General features: G+C 70.9%; 22 protein-coding genes. 9 read left to right on the forward strand and 13 right to left on the reverse strand.

From position 1 onward, the window contains the following. Positions 1-183 precede the first annotated feature (183 nt). The 3 genes from pyrI to ACZ432_RS14915 form a co-directional block, all read right to left on the reverse strand. A complete protein-coding gene (gene pyrI, locus ACZ432_RS14905; protein WP_426964193.1) occupies positions 184-642 on the reverse strand; it encodes an aspartate carbamoyltransferase regulatory subunit in 459 nt (152 codons plus the stop codon). Continuing rightward, complete coding sequence (gene pyrB, locus ACZ432_RS14910; protein ID WP_426964194.1) at positions 639-1,565, reverse strand: aspartate carbamoyltransferase; 927 nt, start codon at positions 1,563-1,565, stop codon at positions 639-641. The genes pyrI and pyrB overlap by 4 nt, the downstream gene beginning before the upstream one ends. Positions 1,566-1,709: 144 nt before the next feature. Next, positions 1,710-2,426 carry a rubrerythrin family protein gene (locus ACZ432_RS14915; RefSeq protein ID WP_426964196.1) on the reverse strand — a complete coding sequence of 239 codons (717 nt, stop codon included), beginning with the start codon at positions 2,424-2,426 and terminating at the stop codon, positions 1,710-1,712. 54 nt (positions 2,427-2,480) lie between these two features. Between ACZ432_RS14915 and ACZ432_RS14920 the strand changes: the two genes are divergently transcribed. Then, a complete protein-coding gene (locus tag ACZ432_RS14920) occupies positions 2,481-3,674 on the forward strand; it encodes an MBL fold metallo-hydrolase (protein WP_426964198.1) in 1,194 nt (397 codons plus the stop codon). 27 nt (positions 3,675-3,701) lie between these two features. Here ACZ432_RS14920 and ACZ432_RS14925 read toward each other — a convergent pair whose 3' ends face one another. Beyond that, positions 3,702-4,040 (reverse strand): 2Fe-2S iron-sulfur cluster-binding protein, encoded by a 339-nt coding sequence (locus tag ACZ432_RS14925; protein ID WP_426964200.1) that lies wholly within the window; start codon positions 4,038-4,040, stop codon positions 3,702-3,704. A gap of 1,356 nt (positions 4,041-5,396) precedes the next feature. On the opposite strand from ACZ432_RS14925, the gene mvaD reads away from it, so the two are divergent. Next, entirely contained in the window at positions 5,397-6,389 is a 993-nt protein-coding gene (gene mvaD, locus ACZ432_RS14930) for a phosphomevalonate decarboxylase MvaD (RefSeq protein ID WP_426964279.1), read from the forward strand. Between the two features lie 43 nt (positions 6,390-6,432). On the opposite strand, the gene ACZ432_RS14935 is transcribed toward mvaD, so the two are convergent. Next, a complete protein-coding gene (locus ACZ432_RS14935) occupies positions 6,433-7,383 on the reverse strand; it encodes an alpha/beta hydrolase (RefSeq protein ID WP_426964201.1) in 951 nt (316 codons plus the stop codon). A 50-nt stretch (positions 7,384-7,433) separates the two neighbouring features. On the opposite strand from ACZ432_RS14935, the gene ACZ432_RS14940 reads away from it, so the two are divergent. After that, positions 7,434-8,783: a DEAD/DEAH box helicase family protein gene (locus tag ACZ432_RS14940; RefSeq protein ID WP_426964202.1), complete on the forward strand. Its 1,350-nt coding sequence runs from the start codon at positions 7,434-7,436 to the stop codon at positions 8,781-8,783. A 43-nt stretch (positions 8,784-8,826) separates the two neighbouring features. Here the strand turns inward: ACZ432_RS14940 and ACZ432_RS14945 are convergent, their stop codons facing one another. Beyond that, a complete protein-coding gene (locus tag ACZ432_RS14945) occupies positions 8,827-9,240 on the reverse strand; it encodes a hypothetical protein (protein ID WP_426964203.1) in 414 nt (137 codons plus the stop codon). Positions 9,241-9,394: 154 nt separating this feature from the next. Between ACZ432_RS14945 and ACZ432_RS14950 the strand changes: the two genes are divergently transcribed. Continuing rightward, positions 9,395-10,903: a DUF790 family protein gene (locus ACZ432_RS14950; RefSeq protein WP_426964204.1), complete on the forward strand. Its 1,509-nt coding sequence runs from the start codon at positions 9,395-9,397 to the stop codon at positions 10,901-10,903. Positions 10,904-11,122: 219 nt separating this feature from the next. Here ACZ432_RS14950 and ACZ432_RS14955 read toward each other — a convergent pair whose 3' ends face one another. Next, positions 11,123-11,653 carry a DUF7122 family protein gene (locus ACZ432_RS14955; protein WP_426964206.1) on the reverse strand — a complete coding sequence of 177 codons (531 nt, stop codon included), beginning with the start codon at positions 11,651-11,653 and terminating at the stop codon, positions 11,123-11,125. After that, positions 11,650-12,618, reverse strand: a complete 969-nt coding sequence (locus tag ACZ432_RS14960; RefSeq protein WP_426964207.1) for an RsmB/NOP family class I SAM-dependent RNA methyltransferase — start codon at positions 12,616-12,618, stop codon at positions 11,650-11,652. Before ACZ432_RS14960 ends, ACZ432_RS14955 begins: the two co-directional genes overlap by 4 nt. Before the next feature lie 123 nt (positions 12,619-12,741). Here ACZ432_RS14960 and ACZ432_RS14965 point away from each other — a divergent pair, with 123 nt between their 5' ends. Further along, complete coding sequence (locus ACZ432_RS14965; RefSeq protein ID WP_426964208.1) at positions 12,742-13,482, forward strand: proteasome assembly chaperone family protein; 741 nt, start codon at positions 12,742-12,744, stop codon at positions 13,480-13,482. A 40-nt stretch (positions 13,483-13,522) separates the two neighbouring features. On the opposite strand, the gene ACZ432_RS14970 is transcribed toward ACZ432_RS14965, so the two are convergent. Together ACZ432_RS14970 and ACZ432_RS14975 are read right to left on the reverse strand one after the other, a co-directional pair. Further along, entirely contained in the window at positions 13,523-14,923 is a 1,401-nt protein-coding gene (locus ACZ432_RS14970; RefSeq protein ID WP_426964209.1) for an isochorismate synthase, read from the reverse strand. 58 nt (positions 14,924-14,981) lie between these two features. Next, positions 14,982-15,575, reverse strand: coding sequence for a sulfite oxidase-like oxidoreductase (locus ACZ432_RS14975; RefSeq protein WP_426964210.1), 594 nt, complete (start codon positions 15,573-15,575; stop codon positions 14,982-14,984). A 176-nt stretch (positions 15,576-15,751) separates the two neighbouring features. On the opposite strand from ACZ432_RS14975, the gene ACZ432_RS14980 reads away from it, so the two are divergent. From ACZ432_RS14980 to ACZ432_RS14990, 3 genes are all read left to right on the forward strand, one after another. After that, positions 15,752-15,970, forward strand: coding sequence for a ribbon-helix-helix domain-containing protein (locus ACZ432_RS14980; RefSeq protein WP_058366709.1), 219 nt, complete (start codon positions 15,752-15,754; stop codon positions 15,968-15,970). Between the two features lie 106 nt (positions 15,971-16,076). After that, positions 16,077-16,355 carry a UPF0058 family protein gene (locus ACZ432_RS14985; RefSeq protein ID WP_426964212.1) on the forward strand — a complete coding sequence of 93 codons (279 nt, stop codon included), beginning with the start codon at positions 16,077-16,079 and terminating at the stop codon, positions 16,353-16,355. Positions 16,356-16,438: 83 nt separating this feature from the next. Then, entirely contained in the window at positions 16,439-18,106 is a 1,668-nt protein-coding gene (locus ACZ432_RS14990; RefSeq protein WP_426964213.1) for a rhomboid family intramembrane serine protease, read from the forward strand. Positions 18,107-18,147: 41 nt separating this feature from the next. On the opposite strand, the gene ACZ432_RS14995 is transcribed toward ACZ432_RS14990, so the two are convergent. Beyond that, positions 18,148-18,783: an METTL5 family protein gene (locus tag ACZ432_RS14995; RefSeq protein WP_426964214.1), complete on the reverse strand. Its 636-nt coding sequence runs from the start codon at positions 18,781-18,783 to the stop codon at positions 18,148-18,150. Continuing rightward, positions 18,783-19,187: a hypothetical protein gene (locus tag ACZ432_RS15000; RefSeq protein ID WP_426964216.1), complete on the reverse strand. Its 405-nt coding sequence runs from the start codon at positions 19,185-19,187 to the stop codon at positions 18,783-18,785. Before ACZ432_RS15000 ends, ACZ432_RS14995 begins: the two co-directional genes overlap by 1 nt. A gap of 308 nt (positions 19,188-19,495) precedes the next feature. Between ACZ432_RS15000 and ACZ432_RS15005 the strand changes: the two genes are divergently transcribed. Then, positions 19,496-20,446 (forward strand): transcription initiation factor IIB, encoded by a 951-nt coding sequence (locus tag ACZ432_RS15005; RefSeq protein WP_058366704.1) that lies wholly within the window; start codon positions 19,496-19,498, stop codon positions 20,444-20,446. A 54-nt stretch (positions 20,447-20,500) separates the two neighbouring features. Here the strand turns inward: ACZ432_RS15005 and ACZ432_RS15010 are convergent, their stop codons facing one another. Continuing rightward, on the reverse strand, positions 20,501-22,114 hold the full coding sequence (locus ACZ432_RS15010; protein ID WP_426964217.1) for a flippase activity-associated protein Agl23: 1,614 nt from the start codon (positions 22,112-22,114) through the stop codon (positions 20,501-20,503). Positions 22,115-22,262 lie beyond the last annotated feature (148 nt).

A 22,262-nucleotide genomic window follows, 5' to 3' on the forward strand; every position in this document is an offset into this window, starting at 1 on the left:
CGGAGGGCTATTCGACCCCGACCGGCTCCTTGTCGCCGGCCGTGAGGAAGTACGCGAGCGTGACGAACGCCAGCACGATGAGCAGCTTCGCCTTCGTGGACATGGACGACGGTTCCGCCCCGACGGGCTAAAAACTACCGGGGAGCGGGCGGATCCCGGGGCGCAGCCGAAGAGCGCTCCGACCTACACGTCGATGTGGTCGGCCAGATCCTCGCGGAGGATCTCGTCACAGTAGCCGCACCGGACGCCGTCGGGGACGACCGCGAACCGCGACTCGACCGGCTCGTCGGCGTTCGTGATGCAGTTCCGGTTCGGGCACGAGAGCACGCCGGCCACGGCCTCGGGGCGTTCGACGCGGTTCTTCTCGACCACCTCGAACTCGCGGACGATGTTGATCGTCGCCTCGGGCGCGATCAGCGAGAGCACGTCCACCTCCGACTGGCTCAGCTCGCGGTCCTCGACCTTCACGATGTCCTTCCGGCCGAGCCGGTCCGAGGGGACGTTCATCCCGATGGAGACGCCGAACCCCTCCGAACCGTCGATGCCGAGGATCGCCAGCACGTTGAGCGCCTGGCCGCCCGCGACGTGGTCGATGACCGTCCCGTTCCGGATCTTCGAGACGCGGAGCTCGTGCTCGCTCATTCCTCGTCACCTCCCGCGCGCAAGAGCAGTTCGTCCAGCAGCGCCATGCGGACCGGGACGCCGTTGTGCGCCTGCTCGAAGTAGCGCGCGTGGTCCGTCTCGTCCACGTCGGGCGCGATCTCGTCCACGCGCGGCAGGGGATGCATCACGGTCAGGTCGTCGTCGGCCGCCTCGAGCGTCTCGGCGTCGATCCGGTACTGGCCCGCGACCTTCCGGTACTCGTTCTCGTCCGGGAATCGCTCGCGCTGGATGCGGGTGACGTAGAGCACGTCGAGCTCCGGGAGTACGGCCTCCAGCTCGGTGTGTTCCCGGACCTGCGCGCCGGCCTCGTGGAGGTCGAACCGGACCGACCGCGGGAGCTTCAGCGACTCCGGGCTGATGAAGTGCTGGCGCGCGTCGAACTCCGTCAGCGCGGTCGCCAGCGAGTGGACCGTCCGTCCGTACTTCAGGTCGCCCATGATCCCGACCGTCAGGTCGTCCAGCCCGTGGTTCTCGCGGATCGTGTGGAGGTCCAGCAGGGTCTGGGAGGGGTGTTGCCCGGCGCCGTCGCCGGCGTTGATCACCGGCACGTCGACGAACTCGGAGGCGAGCGTCGCGGCGCCCTCGCTGGGGTGGCGAAGGACGATCGCGTCCGCGTAGCCCTCGATGACGCGGACGGTGTCCGCGAGGCTCTCGCCCTTCTTGACCGAGGAGGACTCCACGGAGCCCATGTCGATGGTCTCGGCGCCGAGCCGCTTGGCGGCGGACTCGAAGCTCATCTTCGTGCGCGTGCTGGGCTCGAAGAAGCAGAGCGCGAGCACCGCCCCGTCGTGGCTGTCCCGGAGCGCGCCGGGGTCGGCCGCGACCTCGCGCGCCCGGTCGAGGGTCGCCTCCACGTCCTCCCGCGAGAGCTGCGTCGCGGAGATGAGGTGGTCCTGTCGCATTGTCTGAGTCGGGTGGTCGCAAGGACTTGAATCCCTCGGGTGCCGCCTTCCCGCGGTTTACACAGGAACGTGAATCCCGATGCGGACGGAGCTACGAATATCGAAACGCGGTGCCGATCCCCGGAGCGCGTGGCCCCCGGATCCTCAACAGACCGGCTTGGGGTCCATCCCCATGCCGGAGAGCGCGGTCTCGTAGTCCTCGTAGGCGGCCTCGATCGTCTTGACGGCGGCCGCGCGGGCGCGCTCCACGTCGTCCTCGCCGTCGCAGAGGTCCGCGAGCAGGTCGAGGCCGGTCGCGAGGCATTCCTCCACGTCGGCCTTCAGGTCCCGGAACAGATCCGCGCGCGCCGCGTCCGCCTCGTTGACGAAGAAGCTCACCAACTGCGTGTGAGTTCGGAGGCTCACCAGCGGTCGCCCGACCATTCCGGCCGCGACGCGCTCGATCGTCCCCTCCCTGTCCCGCAGCGACGAATGCATCGCGCCGCGCGCGGGTTCCCGGTCGCCGTTCTCACCCTCCCCGCTCCCTCCGCCGTCCTCCTCGCCGTCCACCTCTCCGTCCTCCTCACGGTCTTCCCCGCGGCCTCGGACCGCCCCTCGTTCCGCCTCGACGCGCTCCAGGTGGTCGGCCTCCCGCTCCGCGACCGCCGCGAACGCCTCGCGCGCCCCCTCGTTCTGCTCGTCGTCCGCCCACGCCTCGAACAGGTCCCGCGCGGACGCCTCGGCGGCGGTCGCGGCCGACAACACCGACGCCTCGTCGAGTTGCGCGCCCGTCAGCGCGAGCAGGAGCTTGTTCGAGCCGAGCCTATCGAGTTCGGTCCGCGTCTCCGTCTCGACCGTCTCCCGGAACGCCTCGGTGTCCATACCGCTTCCTCCCCCGCCGTCGGCTTCAAAACTGTGCCCGCCGTACGACCGAGCATGAGCGACGTTCCCGCGACTGACCCGGCCGACCTCGCCGAGGCGCTCGCGTCGGGCGAGCGGGTCGGCGTCCTCGACGTGCGCGACCGCGACGAGTACGAGGCGTGGCGGATCGACGGGCCGGGCGTCGAGAGCGCCCAGGTGCCCCACGTCCGCTTCCTCGAGGCGAGCGTCAACGGCGATCCCGCGGACCTCGTCGCGGACCTCCCGGAGCCGCTGGTCGTCGTCTGCGGCCGCGGCGAGGCGAGCGCCGAGGTCGCGGGGCTGCTCCGCGAGGCGGGCGTCGACGCCGCGAACCTCGCGGGCGGGATGGCGGCGTGGGCGCGCGTCTACCGCGTGCGACCGGTCGTGGAGGAGAGCAGTACGACGGGCGAGGGGACGACGGACGACGTGACCGTCCTCCAGTACGACCGCCCAGCGTCCGGTTGTTTGGCGTATCTGGTGGTCGCGGGCGCGGAGGCCGCGGTTATCGATCCCCTCCGCGCCTTCGCGGATCGGTACGCGGACGACGCGGAGGACCGGGACGCGAACCTCGCGGTCGCTCTCGACACCCACGTCCACGCCGACCACGTGAGCGGGGTCCGCGACGTGGCCGAGGCGACGGGCGCGAGGACGGTGCTCCCCGAGGGTGCCCGCGACCGCGGGCTGGCGTTCGACGCCGACCTCGTCGCGGACGGCGAGACGGTCGCGGTCGGCGACGCCGTGCTGGAGGCAGTTCACGTCCCCGGCCACACCTCCGAGATGACGGCGTTCCGGCTTTCGACCGCCGAGCGCGACCTGCTGTTCGCGGGGGACCTGGCGTTCCAGCGGAGCGTCGCGCGACCGGACCTGGAGGCCGGCGACGAGGGCGCCCGGGACCTCGCGCGGGACCTCCACGAGAGCCTGACCGGGACGCTGTCGGCGCTCGACGACGCGACGCTCGTACTCCCGGCCCATCGGGATCCGGCGTCGACGCCGGACGCTGAGGGACCCGCGGGGGCGGTGTTCGGCGCGACGGTCGGGACGCTCCGGGAGCGGCTGACCGTCGAGGACGACCCCGAGGCGTTCGCGGACCGGGTCGCGAGCGACCTCCCGCCGCAGCCGGCCAACTACGAGGCCATCGTCGCGACGAACCTCGGCCGGGAGGCGATGGACGACGAGCGGGCCTTCGAGGCGGAACTGGGGCCGAACAACTGCGCGGTCGATGCGGACTGAGAAGGAGTTCTGGAGAGTACCGACCGCTCAGTCGTCGTCGGCCGCGGCGCCCGCGGCCTCGCCGTCGGCGGCCGACGCGTCCTCGATGCTCGGCGGGTACTTCCCGCGGTCGAGCTTCAGGTCGGACTGCGGGCGGGCCATGCAGGTGAGCGCGTACTCCTCGGCCTCCTCCTCGGTGAGGCCGCGGGCGGCCGGCTGAGTCACCTCGCCCTCAACGATCTCCGCCGAGCAGGCCAGACACATGCCGACGCGGCAGGAGTACTCTTGGGCGATCCCCTCCTCGATGCAGGGTTTGAGGATCGTCTCCGTGTCGGCGATCTCGATCGTCTCACCGGTGCCGACGAACTCCACGGTGTACTCGGTCATGACTCCGAGATTCGCAGGTTCGCGGCAAAACTCTTGCCATGGATCGTGTCCCTGACCGACCGACGGGATGGTGGTGCTCGTCGTGAACGTGGTTCGGTGGCTCTGCACCGCTCGCGCTACGTTGGTGTTTGCGTGATCAAGCGTTCTACTGCGCTTGTTGCCAACACCCAGAAAGCCCTCGACCGCTCGCAGCTTCTCAGCGGGATATCCGCGCTCTCCGCAAAGCCCGCGCGGATAGGGCCCGTCTGAGAAGCTGCGACCGGCCTCGCCCTTTCAGTCCGCCAGGAGGTGGTTTATGAAGTCAGTCGTCGCAGTCGGTTGCTCGGTGATCGCCATGCCGGCTGTCGAGGTGAGCGTGGCCTCACGCCACCCCAGCCTCAGCCGCCCGCGGCCTCCGCGTTGCTCCGGCCACGGGCGGGCTTCCCTCGCGCGCGTCACTCGCGCGGCGGGCGAGAGGCAAGCTCTCGCTGCTCGCAGGCGTGCAGTGGCGCGCCTGCGACGCCGGACGTGGGACAGCCGGCGGGGCGACGCACTGAGCTCGGGACTAAAAGGTTGCACTCACGGCGGGAGTTCTGCGTGATCCGCGAAAAACGTTCACCCGCCGGCGGTGCGGTCGCGGTGGCGTGCTGTCGGCGCGCGCCGCGGCGACCGCTTCGCGTGTCGCCGCGACCGCGCGAGGGAGGTGGCCGCGTGGCCGCATGTGGTGCGGTTTCGCGGCCACGCGGCCGCCGAGGCTGGGGAGGTGTGAGGCTGCTGGGCGGTGCTGTGCGGGACGGGGCTGAAAGGAGCAGCCGGCTCGATCCGGCCCCGGCGCCTCAAGCACTCGCGGCGGGCGGTGTCTCCAGCGTCGCCGTGAGCGCGGTGGGGAGCGAACGGCGGCTCGAAAATCTCCGATTTTCGGCGCGCTACCGCACGCTGGAGGCTCGCGAGACGCGGTTTGTCTCGCCAAGCGGGGAGCGAGGAGCGCAGCGTGTGTCGCGTTCCCGCGAGGAACGAGCGGGAGCCCGTGAGTCGCAGCCCGGCAGCCCGCCACTGCAGGCAGCCCGGACCGTCTCACGACGGCCGGATCGAGCCGGCTGGGGCTTTCTGGGTGTTACTGTCCCGAGCACCAGGATCGACAGCAGTGTCAAAAACGTCGTCCAGAGAGCCGGCTGGGGCTTTCTGGAGGTCGCTGTCCAGAGCAGCAGGACCGAGAGAAAAATCGGAGCATCAGCTCACCTAGCGGAGATCCCCTCTAGGGACTTTTTGAGCGCTTCTGACTCGATCAGCAGGATCGCCACCTTCGACCACCACGCATCGATCGTCCGGGTTCCGCAACGACTAATCCCCCGCCGGTCGCCTTTCGGCGTAATGAGCATGAAGGCCACCGCGCGAGCCCACCCGATCCAGGGGCTCGTCAAGTACCACGGGATGCGCGACGAGGACCTGCGACTCCCGTACCACGACAGCATCAGCCTCTGTACCGCGCCGACCGCGACCACCACGACCGTCGAGTGGCAACCGGACGCGGCCGAGGACACGTTCAAGGTTGGCGGCGAGGAGCTGGAAGACCGAGAGGCCGAGCGCGTCAAACTTGTCACCGAGCACGTCCGCGAGCTGGCGGGGTTCGACCACCGCGTGCGCTTCGAGAGCGAGAACTCCTTCCCCTCGAACATCGGCTTCGGCTCCTCCTCGTCCGGCTTCGCGGCCGCGGCGATGGCGCTCGTGGAGGCGGCGGGCCTCGACATGACGCGCCCCGAGATCTCGACGGTCGCGCGGCGCGGTTCCTCCTCCGCGGCCCGCGCGGTGACGGGCGCGTACTCCGTCCTCGAGAGCGGCTACAACGACGAGGACTGCCGCGCGCGCCGGCTCGACGTGGGCGAGAGCGCGGACGGCTTCGACCCCGAGGAAGACCTCCGCATCGTCGCGGCGCACGTCCCGGCCTACAAGGAGACGGAGGAGGCGCACCGCGAGGCGGCCGCGAGCCACATGTTCGACGCGCGGCTCGCGCACGTCCACGAACAGCTCGACGCGATGACCGACGCGCTGCGCGAGGGCGCCTTCGACTCCATCTTCGAGATCGCGGAGCACGACTCGCTGTCGCTGACCGCCACGACGATGACCGGGCCCTCGGCGTGGGTCTACTGGCAGCCGGAGACCATCGCGGTGTTCAACGCGGTTCGCGAACTCCGCGAGGAGGGCGTCCCGGTCTACTTCTCGACGGACACCGGCGCCTCCGTCTACGTCAACACGAAGGCGGGCTACGCCGACGAGGTCGAGAGCCGGATCGCGGAGATCGGCATCGACACCGACGTGTGGGAGGTCGGCGGCCCGGCCCGCGTCCTCGGCGCGTCCGAGGCGCTGTTCTGAGGGCGTTCTGAAGCCGTTTCGAGCGCGTTTCTGAAGCCGCGACTCAGAGCCGATCCCGGACGTCCGCGGCGAGGTCGACCATCGCCTCCTCCGCGGTGTCGACGCGGTCGGTCAGACTCAGAAAGCCGTGCGCCATCGCCGGGTAGTGACGGTGCTCGACGGACACGCCGGCATCGGAGAGCCGCTCGGCGTAGCGCGTCCCGTCGTCGCGGAGCGGGTCGAAGCCGGCGGTCACGACGGTCGCGGGCGGCAGGTTGGATAAGTCGTCCGCGCGCAACGGCGAGACGAAGGGGTTCGCGGCGTCGACCGGGCTCCGGAGGTACCGATCGACGAACCACTGCATGTCCGCCCGCGTCAGCAGGGGGCCGTCGGCGTTCTCGCGGTAGGAGGAACTGTCCGTGCGCGCGTCGGTGACCGGGTAGATCAGGAACTGTCCCGCGATGTCGGGGCCGTCGAACTCGCGGGCGTGCAGACACGCGACGGCAGCGAGGTTCCCGCCCGCGGAGGTGCCCGCGACGCCCAGCCGGTCGGGGTCCGCGCCGAAGGCCCCGGCGTTCTCGGCGACCCACTCCAGGGCCGCTGCGGCCTCGTCGGCCGCGACCGGGAAGGGGTGTTCGGGCGCGAGCCGGTAGTCGACCGAGACGACGACCGCGTCCGCGCGGTCGGCGAGGCGGCGACAGACGCCGTCGATGGAGTCGAGCGTCCCGAGCGTCCAGCCGCCGCCGTGGAAGTAGACGAGCGTGCGGGCGGGCTGGCCGTCGGTGTGGGCGCCCTCCGGCTCCGGTCGGTAGACGCGAACCGGGACCTCCCCGTGCGGCCCGTCGAAGGCGAGGTCGCGCACGAGCCCCATCGCCGGCGCGTCGCCGCCGGAGAACACCTCGTCCTCGACGCGGCGCGCGGCGTCGACCGACAGCTCGTGCCACTCGGGGACGCCCTCGGCCTCGATCTCCTCGATCACCGTCGCCAGCTGCGGGTCGAGCGAGTCTGCGCGCATGTGCCCACCGAGACGGTGATTCTTTAAAAGTCGGTCGCCCAGATCGAACGATGACGGTCCGGCTCACCTACGAGGACGGCACGGTGCGCGTCGACGCCGACGCGGTCGACGAGCCGCTGCCGCCGCTGCCGGGCGTCGAGGAGGACCCCAGAACCGGCGACCGGCGCGCGCCCGCGTACCGGTACGCCGCCGTCTCGAAGGCGCTCGAGGTGGCGGGGCTCACGGTCGACGACCGCGTGCTCGACCTCCCCGAACTGGACCTCTCGACGGGCTACGACCTGCGGGAGTACCAGCGCGAGGCGCTCGCGGCGTGGCGCGACGCGGGCGACCGCGGCGTCCTCGAACTGCCGACCGGCGCCGGAAAGACGGTGATCGCCATCGCCGCGATGGTCGAACTCGGCGTTCCGACGCTGGTCGTCGTTCCCACGGTGGACCTGCTGGACCAGTGGCAGCGGGAACTGGAAGCGGAGTTCGACGTGCCGGTCGGTCGGTTCGGCGGCGGCGAGCAGCGCCGCGAGCAGATCACGGTCTCGACGTACGACTCGGCGTACCTCAAGGCCGAGGACGTGGGCGACGCGTTCGGATTCGTCGTCTTCGACGAGGTTCACCACCTCGGCGGGGAGGGGTTCCGCGACGCCGCCCGCCTGCTCGCGGCGCCCGCCAGACTCGGCCTCACCGCGACGTTCGAGCGTCCCGACGGCGCCCACGAGACGGTCGCGGACCTGGTCGGCGACCGCGTCTACGCGCTCGAGGTTGACGACCTCGCCGGCGACCACCTCGCCCCCTACGACGTGCGCCGGATCGAGGTCGAGTTGACGCCAGCGGAGCGCGAACGCTACGAGGAGAAGCAGGGAACCTTCGTGGACTACGTCCGCGAGGCCGGGATCACGTTCACCAGCGGGAGCGACTACCGCGAACTGGTGATGCGCTCGGGCAACGACCCCCGCGCCCGCGAGGCGCTGCTCGCCAAGCAGGACGCCCGCGAGATCATGATGAACGCGGAGCACAAGCTCCGCGAACTGGCGGACATCCTCGAGGAACACGCCGACGACCGCGTCATCGTCTTCACCGCCCACACCGACCTCGTCTACCGGCTCTCGGACCGCTTCCTGATCCCGGCGATCACGAGCGAGACGGGCGCCGCGGAGCGGCGGGAGGTCCTCGAGCGCTTCCGGGACGGTACCTACTCGCGGATCGTGGCCGCGAACGTCCTCGACGAGGGGGTCGACGTGCCGGACGCCAACGTCGCGGTCGTCCTCTCCGGGTCGGGCAGCGAGCGCGAGTTCACCCAGCGGCTCGGCCGGATCCTGCGCCCGAAGGAGGACGGCGGCCGCGCGACGCTGTACGAACTGGTCAGCGCCGAGACCGCGGAGGAGCGGGTCGCTCAGCGTCGGCGGTGAGGTCGCTCCGGCGGAGGAGTACGGTTGGGGGCCGGCAGGGCGATCAGGACTCCACCTCGGCGAACGCGCTCCCGTTTCTGTCGAACGTCTCGTAGTCGACCGGCACGGACAGCTCGACCGTCTCGGAGCCGCCGGCTGGGACCGTCACCGGCGCCGTCTCCTCGTGGTCCTCGTCGGGGACGCTGACGCTGACGACGACCGTCCCCGAACGCTCGTTGGTCGCGTCGTTGGCCACCGTCACCGTCACGAGGAGTTCGCCGTCGCCGTCCTCCGAGAAGGCGAAGTCGCTCACGTGGAGTCCGGGGTCGCGCCCGTCGGACTCGGAGGGGTCCTCGGACCGCGCGTCCTCTTCTCCCGGCGGGTTTCTGGGCCCCGAGGGGGCGGCCTCGGAGACGCAGCCGGACAGAAGGACCGCGCCGATCCCGAGGCCGCCCGCTATCGCGTCCCGTCGTCGCATGCGCGTATCGTTCCCGCGTGCAACCATAGGCGTTGTCCTGCCGGTCGGGACGTCGTCGGCCCGCTTCCCACGACGGCCGCGGGACCCGCCAGCGCTCGCCTCCGCCCGCCTCGCATCCCGGCGCCTTTTATCCGACGGCCGCGAACGACGGACGATGCTGCGAAAGGACCTCCTGCGTGTCTCGCGTTCCGGGGGCGGGTATCGCCCCGAGTTCGTCGGTCGGGAAGCCCGGCCGCTCGCGGCGCGCGTGCTCGGGACGTTCGCGGAGGCGGTCGGCGAGACGCGGGCCGAACTCGACGACCGGCTCGACGCGCTGGAGGCCGACGCGGACGACTTCAAGCTCGTCCGCGGACTCGCGTCGCTGGCCGAGCGGGACGCCGCCTTCGAGACGCGCGCGCCCGTCCCGCCCGAGCGCGCTCGGCGCGTCGCGTTCGAGACGGCCGAGGCGGTCGGCGTCGTCACCGAGTCGGACCGCGAGACTGCGGTGGGCCGGGCGGCCGACCGGCTCGGGGTCGAGCCGGACGCGGTCGAGGCCTCGCTGTACGCCGACCGCGACGCCAACGAGGTGCTCGCCGGGTTCGACCCGCGATGGGACCCCGACGGCCTGATCGAGCAGTACAACCTCTCGCTCGCGCAGACGGCGCTGTTCGACGCGACCGAGGTCCGCGTCCGGTCGGCCGACCCGAAGGCGCTCGTCTCCGCGGTCAAGCGGCTCCGGCTGATGTACGAAATCCGGAAGACAGACGCCGGCCGGGAAGTCGTCGTGACCGGCCCGGACGCGCTGTTCCGCCGGACCCGGCGGTACGGAACTGCGTTCGCCCGACTGCTCAGAACCGTCGCCGCGGCCCCGGAGTGGCGCCTCGAGGCGACCGTCGACGACCGCGGGACGGAGCGCCTGCTGACGCTCTCGGACGGCGACGTCTCGGTTCCGGGCGTCGAGCCGCTCGCGGAGCCGAGCTTCGACAGCGGCGTGGAGGCCGAGTTCGCCGGGCGGTTCCGGGCGCTCGACCTCGACTGGGAGCTCGTCCGCGAGCCGGAGCCGCTCGAAACCGGAAACCGGGTAATGATCCCCGACTTCGCGTTCGACTACGCGCACGCGGACTTCCGCGTCTTCTTCGAGGTGATGGGGTTCTGGACGCCCGCCTACGTCGAGAAGAAGCTCGACCAGCTCGACCGGCTGGAGGACGTGGAGATGGTCGTGGCCGTCGACGAGAGCCTCGGCGTCGGCGAGGAGATCGCCGCCCGCGACCACCGCGTGGTCTCGTACGCGGGCGACGTGCGCGTCAAGGACGTGGTCGACGTGCTCCGGGAGTACGAGGCCGACCTGCTCGCGGACGCGGCCGCGGCCCTCCCCGAGTCGATCGTCCCGGACGCCGACGCGGTGACGCTCGCCGCCCTCGCGGACGAGTACGGCGTCGCGGTCGACGCGATGGAGCGGCGGGAGTTCCCCGACCACGAGCGCGTCGGACGGACGCTCGTCAGGCCGGCGCTCCTCGACGAGTTGCGGGGTCGGATCGAGCCGGGGATGGACCTCGGTGCGGCCGAGGAGGCCCTGCGAGACGCGGGTATCGAGGACGCCAGCGCCGCGCTCTCGCGGCTCGGCTACCGGGTCGCGTGGGAGGGGCTTGGCGGCGGAACCGTCCGCGAGAAGGACGACGAGTAGAACGGCGAGGGATGGTCGCTCGTCGACCGCCCGCGGGCGTACCCTTTTGTCCGATAGCGCGCCACTCGCCCCGTGACCTGACGACGCGCCGCGCAGCGGGCCACTCGGTCGGTGCGACACGTCGCCGCGCGGACTCGCTCGGAGGCCCACCACCGGCTCCATCCCGTGTCGCCTGTTCGCCACCCTCGTTCGTCGGCGGCTCCGCGCGCCCCGCGTCCGCTACTCGGCCAACGACCCGAGGTCCTCGCGACTCCCCTTCGGCACGCGCGACCTGAGTTCGCCGTGCAGGTAGAGCCCGACGCCGATCGGCTCCGTCCCGCCCGCGATCTCGTGGGCCGCGATCAGGTAGCCCCAGTCGCCGTCCCACCGATCCAGCTCCTGGTCCTCGCCGGCCGCGAACCGGCGGGCCTCCTCGTCGTCCAGCACGACGACGTTCCGGGTCGCGTGACGCCCGAACCGCGAGGCGGCGCGCGTCGTCGGCTTCCAGTGTTCCTGTCGCGTCCGCAGGAACGTCATCCCGATCGCCTCGATCCGGACGCCGTCCGGCGCGTCGCCGTTGTAGATCCAGATCTTCCCGGCGCCTTTCTCCCAGAAGGAGTAGCCGTCGAACAGCGATGGGTCCACGCCGAACCGCTCGACCCACCAGTCGACGACCTCCTCGCGCGTCGCCCGTCCGGGAACCTCGCGCTCCGCCGCGGTCGCCGGCAGTCGGTCGAACCGGTGGCCGTCGTTGGTCGGCTCGTCGCTCACGCCGCCACCTCCTCGTCCGCGGCCGATTCCTCGTCCGCCGCGGCCTCGGCGTCCGACTCGCCGCCGACGCGGAGCTTCGCGCAGAAGAACCCACCCGTGTCGTTGTGGTGCGGATAGACGCGGTGAGTGCGCTCGACGCTCGGATCGAACGTCTCGCCGTCCCACTCCGTGACGCCGGGAACCGTCTCCAGCGGCAGGTCGAACGGAACGAGTTCGCAGTCCTCCGCCTCGAGGACGTGGTCCAGCACCGCCTCGTTCTCCTCGGGCGCGAACGTGCACGTCGAGTAGACGACGGTGCCGCCGGGCTTCGTCGCCTGCACCGCGCGGGTCAAGATTCCCTTCTGGATCCCTGCGACCTGCTCGACGTGGTGGAGGGTCCACTCGTCGAGCACGTCAGGGTTCTTCCGGCAGGTCCCCTCACAGGAGCAGGGGGCGTCCACCAGCGCGCGGTCGAACGCGTCGAACGCGAACGGCTTCAGGGAGAAGTTGCGAGCGTCCTGGTTCGTCACCGCGACGTTCGTGACGCCGAGCCGCTCGGTGTTGTGTCTGAGCGCGGACAGCCGGCCGAGGTTGCTGTCGTTCGCGACGACCGTCCCGGTGTCGTCCATCGCGGCCGACAGCTGGGTCGTCTTGCTCCCCGGCGCCGCGCAGGCGTCCCAGACGCGCTCGCCGGGCTGCGGGTCCAGCGCGAGCCCGGGCAGTACCGAGACCTCCTCCTGTCCGTGGAGCCAGCCGTGGAAGTAGGCCCAGTTCGTGCCCGGACTCCGGTCCGGGAGCCGGAAGAGGTCGTCGTGCCAGTCGACCGGTTCGAACGTCACGCCCTCCTGTTCGAGCGCACCGACCGCCCGGTCACGGTCCGCCTTGATCGTGTTGACGCGGACGACGGAGGGGAGCGGCCGGTCGCAGGCCGCCCGGAACGCCGCCGTGTCGTCGACGAGCGGCTCGTACCGCTCCAGTGGGTTCATACGCGCCGTTTCGCGCCGGCGGCTTTGTCGGTTTCGGAGGGGCACCGACATCGGTCGAGGAGGGTCCCAGCGAGTCGCGGTCGACGGGGGGCTATTTACTCGCCTGGGCCCCTACGGATCGTCATGGCGCGTATCAACGTCGTCGCCGACGACATCGACCTCGCGGAGCCGCTGCTCGTCGAGGGACTGCCCGGCGTCGGCCTCGTGGGGAAGATCGCTGCGGACCATCTGGTCGAGGCCTTCGAGATGACTCACTACGCCAACGTCCACTGCGAGGGACTGCCGGCCGTCGTCACCTACGGCGAGGACGATCCCGGGTTAACGAGCCCCGTGCGGCTGTACGCCGACCGGGATCGGAACCTCGTGGTGCTCCAGAGCGACGTGCCCGTCTCGCCCACGGCCGCGACGGAGTTCGCGGACTGCGTCTCCGGCTGGCTCGACGAGGAGGGCGTGACGCCGCTGTTCCTCTCCGGGTTGCCCCGGGAGAAGGGGCCCGAACCGCCGGCGATGTACGGGGTCGCGAGCGGCGAGGGACGTGAACTGCTCTCCGACGCCGGGATCGACGATCCAGCGGAGCCGGGGTTGGTCTCCGGACCGACGGGAGCGCTGCTGTCCCACGCCGTCGAGCGAGGCGCGACCGCGGTCGGGCTCGTCGTCGAATCGGACCCCGAATTCCCCGATCCCGAGGCGTCGCGGATCCTGATCACGAAGGGGATCGAGCCGCTGTCGGGGGTCGAGGTTCCCACCGACGACCTCGTCGATCACGCCACGGAGATCCAGCGCGCGAAGGAGCAGCTCGCGCGCCGGATGCAGAACGCCGAGGAGGAGAGCACGCAGGCGACGCCGCTGCGGATGTATCAGTAGCCGGGGCGTCGCCCCGTTGGGGGCTGCGGCCCGTGGCGCCTCAATCGCGTTCCAGCTCGTCGAGGATCGGGCGGTACTTGAGTTGGACCTCGTCCCACTCGCGGTCCGGATCGGAGTCGGCGACGATCCCGACGCCGGCGAACAGCGTCGCGCGCCGGCGCGCGACGACCGCCGACCGGATCGCGACCGCGAAACTCCCGTTGCCGGCGGCGTCGATCCACCCGACCGGCGCCGCGTACCACCCGCGGTCGAACGGCTCCGTCGCGCGGATCGTGTCGAGTGCAGCGTCCGGTGGGAGCCCGCCGACCGCCGGCGTCGGGTGGAGCGCCTCCACCAGGTCGAGGACGTGGTGGTCGTCGTTCAGTTCCGCCGTGATCGGCGTGTGAAGGTGTTGGACGGTCGCCAGTCGCTTCACCCGGCGCTGCCCGGTCGCGATCGAGGCCGCGAAGGGGTCGAGTTGGTCCCGGATCGCGTCGACGACGATCTCGTGTTCGTGGCTGTTCTTCGCGTCCGCGAGCAGCTCCTCGGCGAGCCACTCGTCCTCTTCGGGCGTCTCGCCGCGACCGGTCGTTCCCGCAAGCGCGTCGGTTTCGACGGTCCGTCCGCGAAGCGAAACCAGTCGCTCGGGCGTGGCGCCGATGAACGCCGTCCCTCCGGCGTCCGGCTCGATGCAGAAACGGCGACAGTCCGGGTACGCCTCGGCGAGCCGTTCGAGCGTCGCTCCCCACGGCAGGTCCGCCCCGAGATCGGTCTCCAGCGCCTGTGCGAGCACGACCTTTCGGAGCCGGCCGGACTCGATCCGGTCGATCGCTTCTTCTACCCCGGCCCGCCAGTCGGTGAGCGTCGTCGTCCGGCGCCGCGCCTCGATCCCGGGGCGTGGCGGTCGCGGCGTCTCGTCTTCGAGCCCGGAGAGTGACTCGCGCTCCGCGTCGAGGCGACGCTCGACCGCGTCCGGATCCGCGTCCGGTCCGGCGGCGTTGACCGTGAGCCAGACGCCGTTGTCGGCGAACGTCACCTGCACGCGCGGGAAGACGAAGCGGGCGTCGGGAAATTCGGACCACGCACCACCTCCGTCGTCTGCCCCGGTGGGTTCGGGCACCGCGGCCGCCTCGCTCTCCGCGACGGCCCCGTCGCGTTCTCCGCGGTCGGCGTGGAACGAGAACCCGCCGAACAGCCGGGGACGTGCGGCCTCGGTTCCGGCGTGAACGTCGCCGGAGCGGAACAGCGCCTCGGCGGCGTCGCGGACCGCCACGAACCGATCGGAGCTATCCGCGGTCAGGGTCGCGGCGGCGCCGCCCGCGACCACCGTCGCCTCGCCCGGGGCGCTCCAGACCGTCCGCGGCGCGTCCAGCGCGTCGAAGGCGGCGCGGAACGCAGGCGGGTCGATCCGGGTCGCCCGGCTCACGAGCGTCGGACGGTCGGTCGAGCGTGGCGACTCCATTAAAAGACGGTCGGGTCCCCGGCTCCTTTACCCTAACTATCGGAGACGTGCGAAGAGGTCAGCTGTACCGCTCCTCGTTCCACGGGTTCGCCGTGTTCGAGTAGCCGCGCTTCTCCCAGTAGCCCCGCTCCGGTTCGGTGAGGAACTCCACGCCGTCGACCCACTTGGCACCCTTGTAGGCGTACTTGTGGGGCGTGACGACGCGGAGCGGTCCGCCGTGGTCCGTGGGGAGCTCCTCGCCGTCGTAGTCGTAGACGAACAGCACCGCATCGCGGTCGCACTCGGAAAGCGGGAGGTTCGTCGTGTAGCCGTCCATCGCGTGGAACATCACGTGGACCGCGTCGTCGTCCACGCCGGCGCGCTCCGCGATCTCCGGAAACGGGACGCCGGTGAACTCGCAGTCGAACTTGCTCCAGCCGGTGACACAGTGGAAGTCCTGTCGCTGGGTGACGCTCGGGAGGTCCCGGAACTCCTCGTAGGAGAACGAAAGCGGCTCCTCGACCGCGCCGAAGACCTCGAACGCCCAGTCCTCGCGCGTCCACGACGGCGTGCCGCTCTTCGAGAGTACCGGGAACCGGTCGGTCTTTCGCTGCCCCGGCGGAAGCCGCTCGTCGCCGTACTCGCGGTAGAGCTGGGTGACGTCCTCGACCATACACGGGATCGGGCCCCGGTTTACGTATGGTTAACGACTCGCCGCTCGTTTCGAGAACACGAAGGCAATTTGCCCGAGTAGAAACCTCTGTTCACACAGCCCCACTATCTCTTTGCGTCTCCCCCGGGACTCGCCAGCAGATTTATATACACCGTCCGTTTACGCGGGAACAGAGAATGCCCAACGTCGAGATAACCGTTCCCGAGCACCTGGAGATGCAGATCGCCCAGATGGTCGAGAAGGGCGAATTCCTGAATCGCGAAGAGGCCATCGAGGACCTGCTGTCGACCGGTATCAAGGCCTACAAGACCAGTGGTCCGACCGACGAGGAGGAGGGGCCGTCCTTCGAGGAGGAGGGCGGAATGATGGGTCACGAAGACGAGTACGTTTTCTGACGTGCCGCGCTGAATCACCGCGAGACGTTCCGAGGCGCCCGCGAGCGTGCCCGCGTGCGAGGATTCCCCAATAACTCTTAAAGGGGTCTCACCCCTTCGTGGAAGCATGCACAAGGAAGAACTCCTCGAGCTCCACGACGAGATGGTCACCATCATGGAGTACTTCGAGCAGCGCGAGAACGTCGACGAGGACCTCTTCGAGCCGTACCACCAGCTGGACGTCGACCCCTCTCACGTTCACAAGTCCAAGAGCGAGCACAAACACGCCGTCTTCGTGCTCGGGAACGCCCTCGCGACCGCGATGAGCGAGGACGAGTTCTCCGCGGCCGGCCGCGTCGGCAAGCGCATGCAGGAGCTGGCCGACGACGCCGAGAGCAAGATCTGATCGCTTCTTCCGGTCCCGGCCGGCCGCGCTAACCGCGACGCCGGCCGCGCCATTCATTAGCGCGCCCGTCCGAACACGGGCACATGGTGCTTGACGCGGTGCCGGTTCACCGGCTGGCCGTCGTCGTCGCGTTTCTGGCCGCTTTCGGGGTCGTGTGGGCGATCGACCGCCCGCGCGGCGCCTGGGGGCGGCGCCTCAGGTCCCGGCTGCTGCTCGGCGTGCCGTGGGGGACGCTCCTGGCCGTCGCGTTCGTCGTCTGCGTCTATCTCTTCGTGCAGGGTGGGGCCCGGAATCCCTACCGACCCGTGGTCATCCCCTTCCGCGCGTGGTCGTACCTTTACCCGGAGGGGATGATCTGGGCCGGCTTCGCGCACGCGAACTTCGGCCACGTCACCGGCAACTTGCTGGGGACGCTCGTCGCCGGGACGCTCGCGGAGTACGCGTACGGCCATTTCCCGCATGGTCGCGGCACGTCGTCGTTCTCCTCGCTTCGGCGGAACCCCTACGTTCGCGCGTTCGCGTTCGTGCCCGCAGCGGTGTTCGTCTGCGGGCTGTTGACCGCGCTGTTCGCGCTCGGCCCCGTCATCGGCTTCTCGGGCGTCGTCTTCGCGATGTGGGGCTTCGCGCTGGTCCACTATCCGCTCGGCGCGGTGGTCGCGCTCGCGGGCTCCTCGCTCGTCCGCCTCCTGTGGAACGCGTTCCGCAACCCCGTGATCGAGGCGTCCGCGGGGCCCTCCTACTCGGCGCCGTGGTGGGCCGGGATCGCGGTCCAGGGACACGCGCTCGGGCTGTTTCTGGGCGTTTTCGCGGGGCTGTACGTGCTTCGTCACCGCGACGAGCGGCCGAGCGGACTGCGTCTGTTCGCGGGGACCCTTCTGTTCGGTGCCTCGCAGGGGCTCTGGGCGGTGTACTGGTACCTCGGCAACGAGAGCTACCGGCTCTTCCGGGCGGTCGGAACGAGCCTGGTCGTCGTTCTGGCGGTCCTCGTCGCGGCCGCGGGCGCCGCGAGCGCGGCGCCGCTGCTCCGGCGGTGGGCGGTCGACCGGCCGGAGGGGTTCCGCGAGGCCGCCCGGTCGGCCTCGCCCCGGGCGGTCGCGCTCGTGGTGCTGTGTCTCGGCTTCGGCGTCGTCGTCGGCCCCGCGGTCCCGGTCAACATGATGACCACGACCGACGAACCACTTCCGGGCGACCCGGTCGAGATCGAGGGCTACGAGGTCACCTACGCCGAGGACGTGCGCGACCAGACGGTGTCGGTGATCGACGTGGAGGCGTTCAACCAGTCGACCGCCGTCAACACGTCCGGCGTCATCGTTCGCAACCCGGACAGGCACATCTGGACGACCGCGCTGACCAAGGGCAGGCTCGCGCAGGACGGCGCGGGCCAGGTCCGGGTCGGCGGGACCGGCTGGCGGGAGGACGTAGACGTGCGGCGGGCCGGCTGGCGCGCCGTCGGGGGCGACCCGACGTACCGGATCGACCTCGTGCACGACGGCGAGACGAGGACCGCATTCGTCTCGGAGCCGAGCGAAGCCGAGGCGACCATCGACGGTCGGAACGTGACGGTCGCGGCCGTCGAGGGCGGCTTCGACCTCCGGGTGGCGGCGGGGAACGAGACGGCCAGCGCCGCGCTCCCGGCGACCAACGAGTCCGTCGTCGTCGGCGGGATCGCCTTCGAGCGCGAGGACCGGCGGCTCTACGCGGAGCGCGGCGAGACCCGGGTCCGGATCGCGAACGCCGAGCGATACACCTGAGCACGCTCCGGAGACGGGTTCTCAGACGCCCGCCGGGCGGATCAGTCCGAGCCGCCGTCCCACGCGATGCGGAACACCTCCGCGTCGATCTCGGTCCGGTCGGCGGTGTGGTGCTCGAACTGCCTGTCGAGCTCGAAGCTCGCGCCGAAGGCGTGGGTCACCGTCCCACCGTTGTCGGCTGCGAAGGACTCCACGAACTCGCGGCTGCCGGCGTTGTGAACGGAGTAGGAGACGGCCGAGACCTCCGCGGCGGTCGCGAGGAAGGCGCGGTCGGCGTGCTCGTTGCCGGTCCGTGCGCCGAACGGGGGGTTCATCACGACGGTCGCGGGGTCGGGGACGGAAAGCGGCGCGCGCGTCGCGTCGCCGCGGACCCAGTGGACGGGGGCGCTGGCGGCGACGCGGCGCTCGTTCTCGCGGGCGACCGCGAGCGCGCTCGGGTCGAGTTCGAGTCCGACGACCCGGGCGGGACCGCGGAGGGCGGCCGCGAGCGCGAACATCCCGGTGCCGGCGCCGAGGTCGATGACGGTTCGGGCCTCGACGTCGCCGTGGAGGTCGGCGAGGTGGACGACGTGTGCGGCCAGCTCCGGGGGCGTGGGGTACTGTTCGAGGGCGGCGCGCGGGTCGTCGAAGCCGGCGACGACCGCCAGCTTGGTCTCGAGCGCGCGCTTGGTTGCCATCAAGCCGAAGTCACGTCGGCCTCGCCCGTAAGGGTGAGGGTCACGCCCTCGCGGTCGGCGCGCTCGGCCAGCGCCGCGAGCGCGGGCTCGACCTTCGCGGGCTCGGCGACCTCGTCGACCGCGAGTTCGATGCGACCGGCGCCGAGGAACGCCGCGGCGCGGACGTAGCCGCGCAGCCGGTCGGCCTCCTCCTGCGTGGCCAGCGAGCAGTCCTCCGCGAAGCAGGCGTCGACGGACAGGGTCGCCGGCTGGTAGTTCTCCGCCGACAGCGCGCTCTTGAGGTCGCGTAGGTACTCGGGCGCGGTGCTCTCCAGGTCCGACCCGTCCACGACGACGGGTTCGACGTCCGCGGGGCGACAGCCGCTGATCGGGGCGTCCACGCCGGCAGACTCGGTGGTGCTCATACCCACCCATATTCGGTAGTTATACAAAAGTCTTTGTGAATGTTTGGTGGTAATAACCCGTCGAACTGGCGCTCCCCCCGTCGCGTGGGCGGCCGGTCGACGCGACCGAGCACCGGACGTGAACGCGACCGGCCTCGTCGCGCCGGCCGACGGTCGACCCACCTCCAGACACGGTCGGGGAGGTGCCGGTTCCGGGGGTTTAGACGCCCCAACGGTGCGTTTCCGGACACGCCTCGATCACCGGCGGTCGAAAACAGTCGTGAATCCGTCACAAAGGTTTAAATGAGCGACTGACCACAAATCTTATAATGGAACGCCCGACGCGGCAGCGCCAGCAGCAGCGGGAGACCGAACAGGAGGGCGAGGAGGCGGTCACGTGTCCCGAGTGCGACTCGGCGGAGATCGTGACGGACGCGGACCACGAGCTGGTGTGTGACGACTGCGGGCTGGTGCTGGACGAGAACCAGATCGACCGCGGCCCGGAGTGGCGGGCGTTCAACCACTCGGAACGGCAGTCGAAGTCCCGCGTCGGCGCCCCGATCACGGAGACGATGCACGACCGCGGGCTGACGACGACGATCGACTGGAAGGACAAGGACGCCTACGGCCGCTCGATCTCCTCGGAGAAGCGGTCGCAGATGCACCGGCTGCGGAAGTGGCAGGAACGCATCCGAACGAAGGACGCGGGTGAGCGGAACCTCCAGTTCGCGCTCTCGGAGATCGACCGCATGGCGTCGGCGCTGGGCGTGCCGCGGTCGGTCCGCGAGGTCGCGTCGGTCATCTATCGACGCGCGCTCTCGGAGGACCTGATCCGCGGCCGCTCTATCGAGGGCGTCTCCACGGCCGCGCTCTACGCCGCCTGCCGACAGGAGGGGATCCCCCGCTCGCTGGACGAGGTCGCGGAGGTCTCCCGCGTGCCGCAAAAGGAGATCGGACGCACCTACCGCTACATCTCTCAGGAGCTCGGTCTCGAGCTGAAACCGGTCGACCCGAAGCAGTTCGTCCCGCGGTTCGCCTCGGCGCTCGAACTCTCCGAGGAGGTGCAGGCGAAGGCGACGGAGATCATCGACGTCTCCGCCGAACAGGGGTTACTCTCGGGCAAGTCCCCGACCGGCTTCGCGGCCGCGGCGATCTACGCCGCCTCCCTGCTCTGTAACGAGAAGAAGACCCAGCGCGAGGTCGCCGACGTGGCGCAGGTGACCGAAGTCACCATCCGCAACCGATACCAGGAACAGATCGAAGCGATGGGCTTCCGGTAGTCGGTCGCGCACGCCTCTTCTCAGGTCCGGCTCGGCCGACGACCGGACTGCAACCTACGTCGCCACGAACACGACGACCTCGCGGTTCCAGAGCCCGAGCCGAACCGTCTCGGCCTCGTGGTCCGGGAGCCGGTCGGCCACTTCCGTCTCGTGGGCCGGGTCCGCGATCACGACCGCGGGCTCGCCGGACAGGTCGGCGGGTCGGGTGACGCTGTCCGTCGCCGCGCCCGCGCGTTCCGTGTACCACGGGAGCGGCAGGCGCTCGCCCCACGCCTCGCGCGCGCTCTCGGGGGTTATCGGCGGCCGGTCGGTCACCGACTCGTCGTGGAGGTAGTAGCGCTCCCCGACGTAGACGACGCGCGCGTTCGCGCCCTCGGCGCCCGCGAGCGCGGCCTCCATCTCCGCGGCGAGCGGTTCGAGGTCGTCCGCGGGCTGGCCGAACTGCGCGGTCGAGGCGTCGGGGCTCGACGGCCCGTACACGTCGTCCGCGAGCACGACGCCCGCGTGGACGCCGACCGCGAGCAACAGCAGCAGCGCCGCGGTCGCGCGCGCCGCGTCGCCGGCGTCGACCGCCTCGCTCCCCCATCGGACCACCAGCGCCAGCCCGACCCCCGCGGGGACCGAAAGCGGGACCAGCAGATGGACGAGCGTCCACGGCGCCACGACCTCGGCGACGACCGGGTAGGCCACGACCCCGAGGCCCGCCCAGACGGCGGTGAACTCGACGATCGGCCGACGTCCGCCCCCGAGGACGCCGTACCGGTCCGCGAGGAAGCCGCCGACGGCGACGAGAAAGAGGGGGGCGGAACTCGCCAGCAGGGTGCTCACTCCGTCCGACAGAAACGGAATGAACTCCGTGCCGGCGCGGTTGGCCACCCTGACCGCGAGGAACGCGTGAACCGGGTCGACGTAGGTCCGCTCCGCGAGCGCGACCGGATCCGCGAGTAGCCCGGCACCGCGGGGTGCGAACAGGAGCGCCCACGTCCCGAGGAAGACGAACAGTGCACGCGCGAGCGGCGTCGCGCGCTCGACCAGCCAGCCGCCCCGCGCCGCCAGCGCCGTCGGCACGGTTCCCCCTGCCCCCGTCACCCGACGGTGGTCGACCGTCACGACGCCCGCCACGACGGTCACGAACAGCGTCGCGACGGCGAACCCGGAGGTGGCGGCCGCGACCGCGACCAGCGCGGCCGCGGCGTAGAGGTAACGGTCGCGGTCCGTCGCGACCCAGCGCAGGACGGTCCCGACCGCCGCCAGCGCCGCAGCCGCCGCGATCAGGTCGGCCCGGAGGAACCGTCCGTAGTAGACCAAAAGCGGGCAGAACGCGAGCACCACCGCGGTCGCGACGGTCTCGTCGTCGCGGAGGCGACCCCGGAACAGCAGCGCCGCCGCGGGCAGCAGCCCCCCGACGAGCGCGACGGGCAGGCGCGCGAGCCAATCCGAGGCGCCGCCGAGACGGACGAGCCACTTCCCGGCGTGATACAGCAGGGGGCCGCCGGCGACGGGCCGGTACTCGTAGACGCCGGTCTCGGCGTAGCGGAGCGTCCAGTAGCCGACGCGGGCCTCGTCCCAGTGGAACGGCCGGGAGCCGAGGCCGACGACGCGCGCGACGAGCGCGAGCACCACGACCGCGACGACGGCGATCCGGACCCGGTCCCGGCTGTGAGCCATACGCGTGGCGTTTTCTCGCCCGATAAGTAGGTTTTCGGTTCCGCGTCGACGCTCGCGGTTGCACCCGGTGCGGCTTCCCGCCGGCGCCCTCGCTCCGCCCCGACGGACGGTCCGTGTCGCAAGGCTCAATCGCCGGGAGCGCGTCCTC

It is taken from the genome of Haloparvum alkalitolerans (assembly GCF_055381565.1).

Coding starts and splice junctions, on each gene's coding strand:
- pyrI (WP_426964193.1), bottom strand. CDS start 642: ATGAGCGAGCACGAGCTCCGCGTCTCGAAGATCCGGAACGGGACGGTC.
- pyrB (WP_426964194.1), bottom strand. CDS start 1,565: ATGCGACAGGACCACCTCATCTCCGCGACGCAGCTCTCGCGGGAGGAC.
- ACZ432_RS14915 (WP_426964196.1), bottom strand. CDS start 2,426: ATGGACACCGAGGCGTTCCGGGAGACGGTCGAGACGGAGACGCGGACC.
- ACZ432_RS14920 (WP_426964198.1), top strand. CDS start 2,481: ATGAGCGACGTTCCCGCGACTGACCCGGCCGACCTCGCCGAGGCGCTC.
- ACZ432_RS14925 (WP_426964200.1), bottom strand. CDS start 4,040: ATGACCGAGTACACCGTGGAGTTCGTCGGCACCGGTGAGACGATCGAG.
- mvaD (WP_426964279.1), top strand. CDS start 5,397: ATGAAGGCCACCGCGCGAGCCCACCCGATCCAGGGGCTCGTCAAGTAC.
- ACZ432_RS14935 (WP_426964201.1), bottom strand. CDS start 7,383: ATGCGCGCAGACTCGCTCGACCCGCAGCTGGCGACGGTGATCGAGGAG.
- ACZ432_RS14940 (WP_426964202.1), top strand. CDS start 7,434: ATGACGGTCCGGCTCACCTACGAGGACGGCACGGTGCGCGTCGACGCC.
- ACZ432_RS14945 (WP_426964203.1), bottom strand. CDS start 9,240: ATGCGACGACGGGACGCGATAGCGGGCGGCCTCGGGATCGGCGCGGTC.
- ACZ432_RS14950 (WP_426964204.1), top strand. CDS start 9,395: ATGCTGCGAAAGGACCTCCTGCGTGTCTCGCGTTCCGGGGGCGGGTAT.
- ACZ432_RS14960 (WP_426964207.1), bottom strand. CDS start 12,618: ATGAACCCACTGGAGCGGTACGAGCCGCTCGTCGACGACACGGCGGCG.
- ACZ432_RS14965 (WP_426964208.1), top strand. CDS start 12,742: ATGGCGCGTATCAACGTCGTCGCCGACGACATCGACCTCGCGGAGCCG.
- ACZ432_RS14970 (WP_426964209.1), bottom strand. CDS start 14,923: ATGGAGTCGCCACGCTCGACCGACCGTCCGACGCTCGTGAGCCGGGCG.
- ACZ432_RS14975 (WP_426964210.1), bottom strand. CDS start 15,575: ATGGTCGAGGACGTCACCCAGCTCTACCGCGAGTACGGCGACGAGCGG.
- ACZ432_RS14980 (WP_058366709.1), top strand. CDS start 15,752: ATGCCCAACGTCGAGATAACCGTTCCCGAGCACCTGGAGATGCAGATC.
- ACZ432_RS14985 (WP_426964212.1), top strand. CDS start 16,077: ATGCACAAGGAAGAACTCCTCGAGCTCCACGACGAGATGGTCACCATC.
- ACZ432_RS14990 (WP_426964213.1), top strand. CDS start 16,439: ATGGTGCTTGACGCGGTGCCGGTTCACCGGCTGGCCGTCGTCGTCGCG.
- ACZ432_RS14995 (WP_426964214.1), bottom strand. CDS start 18,783: ATGGCAACCAAGCGCGCGCTCGAGACCAAGCTGGCGGTCGTCGCCGGC.
- ACZ432_RS15000 (WP_426964216.1), bottom strand. CDS start 19,187: ATGAGCACCACCGAGTCTGCCGGCGTGGACGCCCCGATCAGCGGCTGT.
- ACZ432_RS15005 (WP_058366704.1), top strand. CDS start 19,496: ATGGAACGCCCGACGCGGCAGCGCCAGCAGCAGCGGGAGACCGAACAG.
- ACZ432_RS15010 (WP_426964217.1), bottom strand. CDS start 22,114: ATGGCTCACAGCCGGGACCGGGTCCGGATCGCCGTCGTCGCGGTCGTG.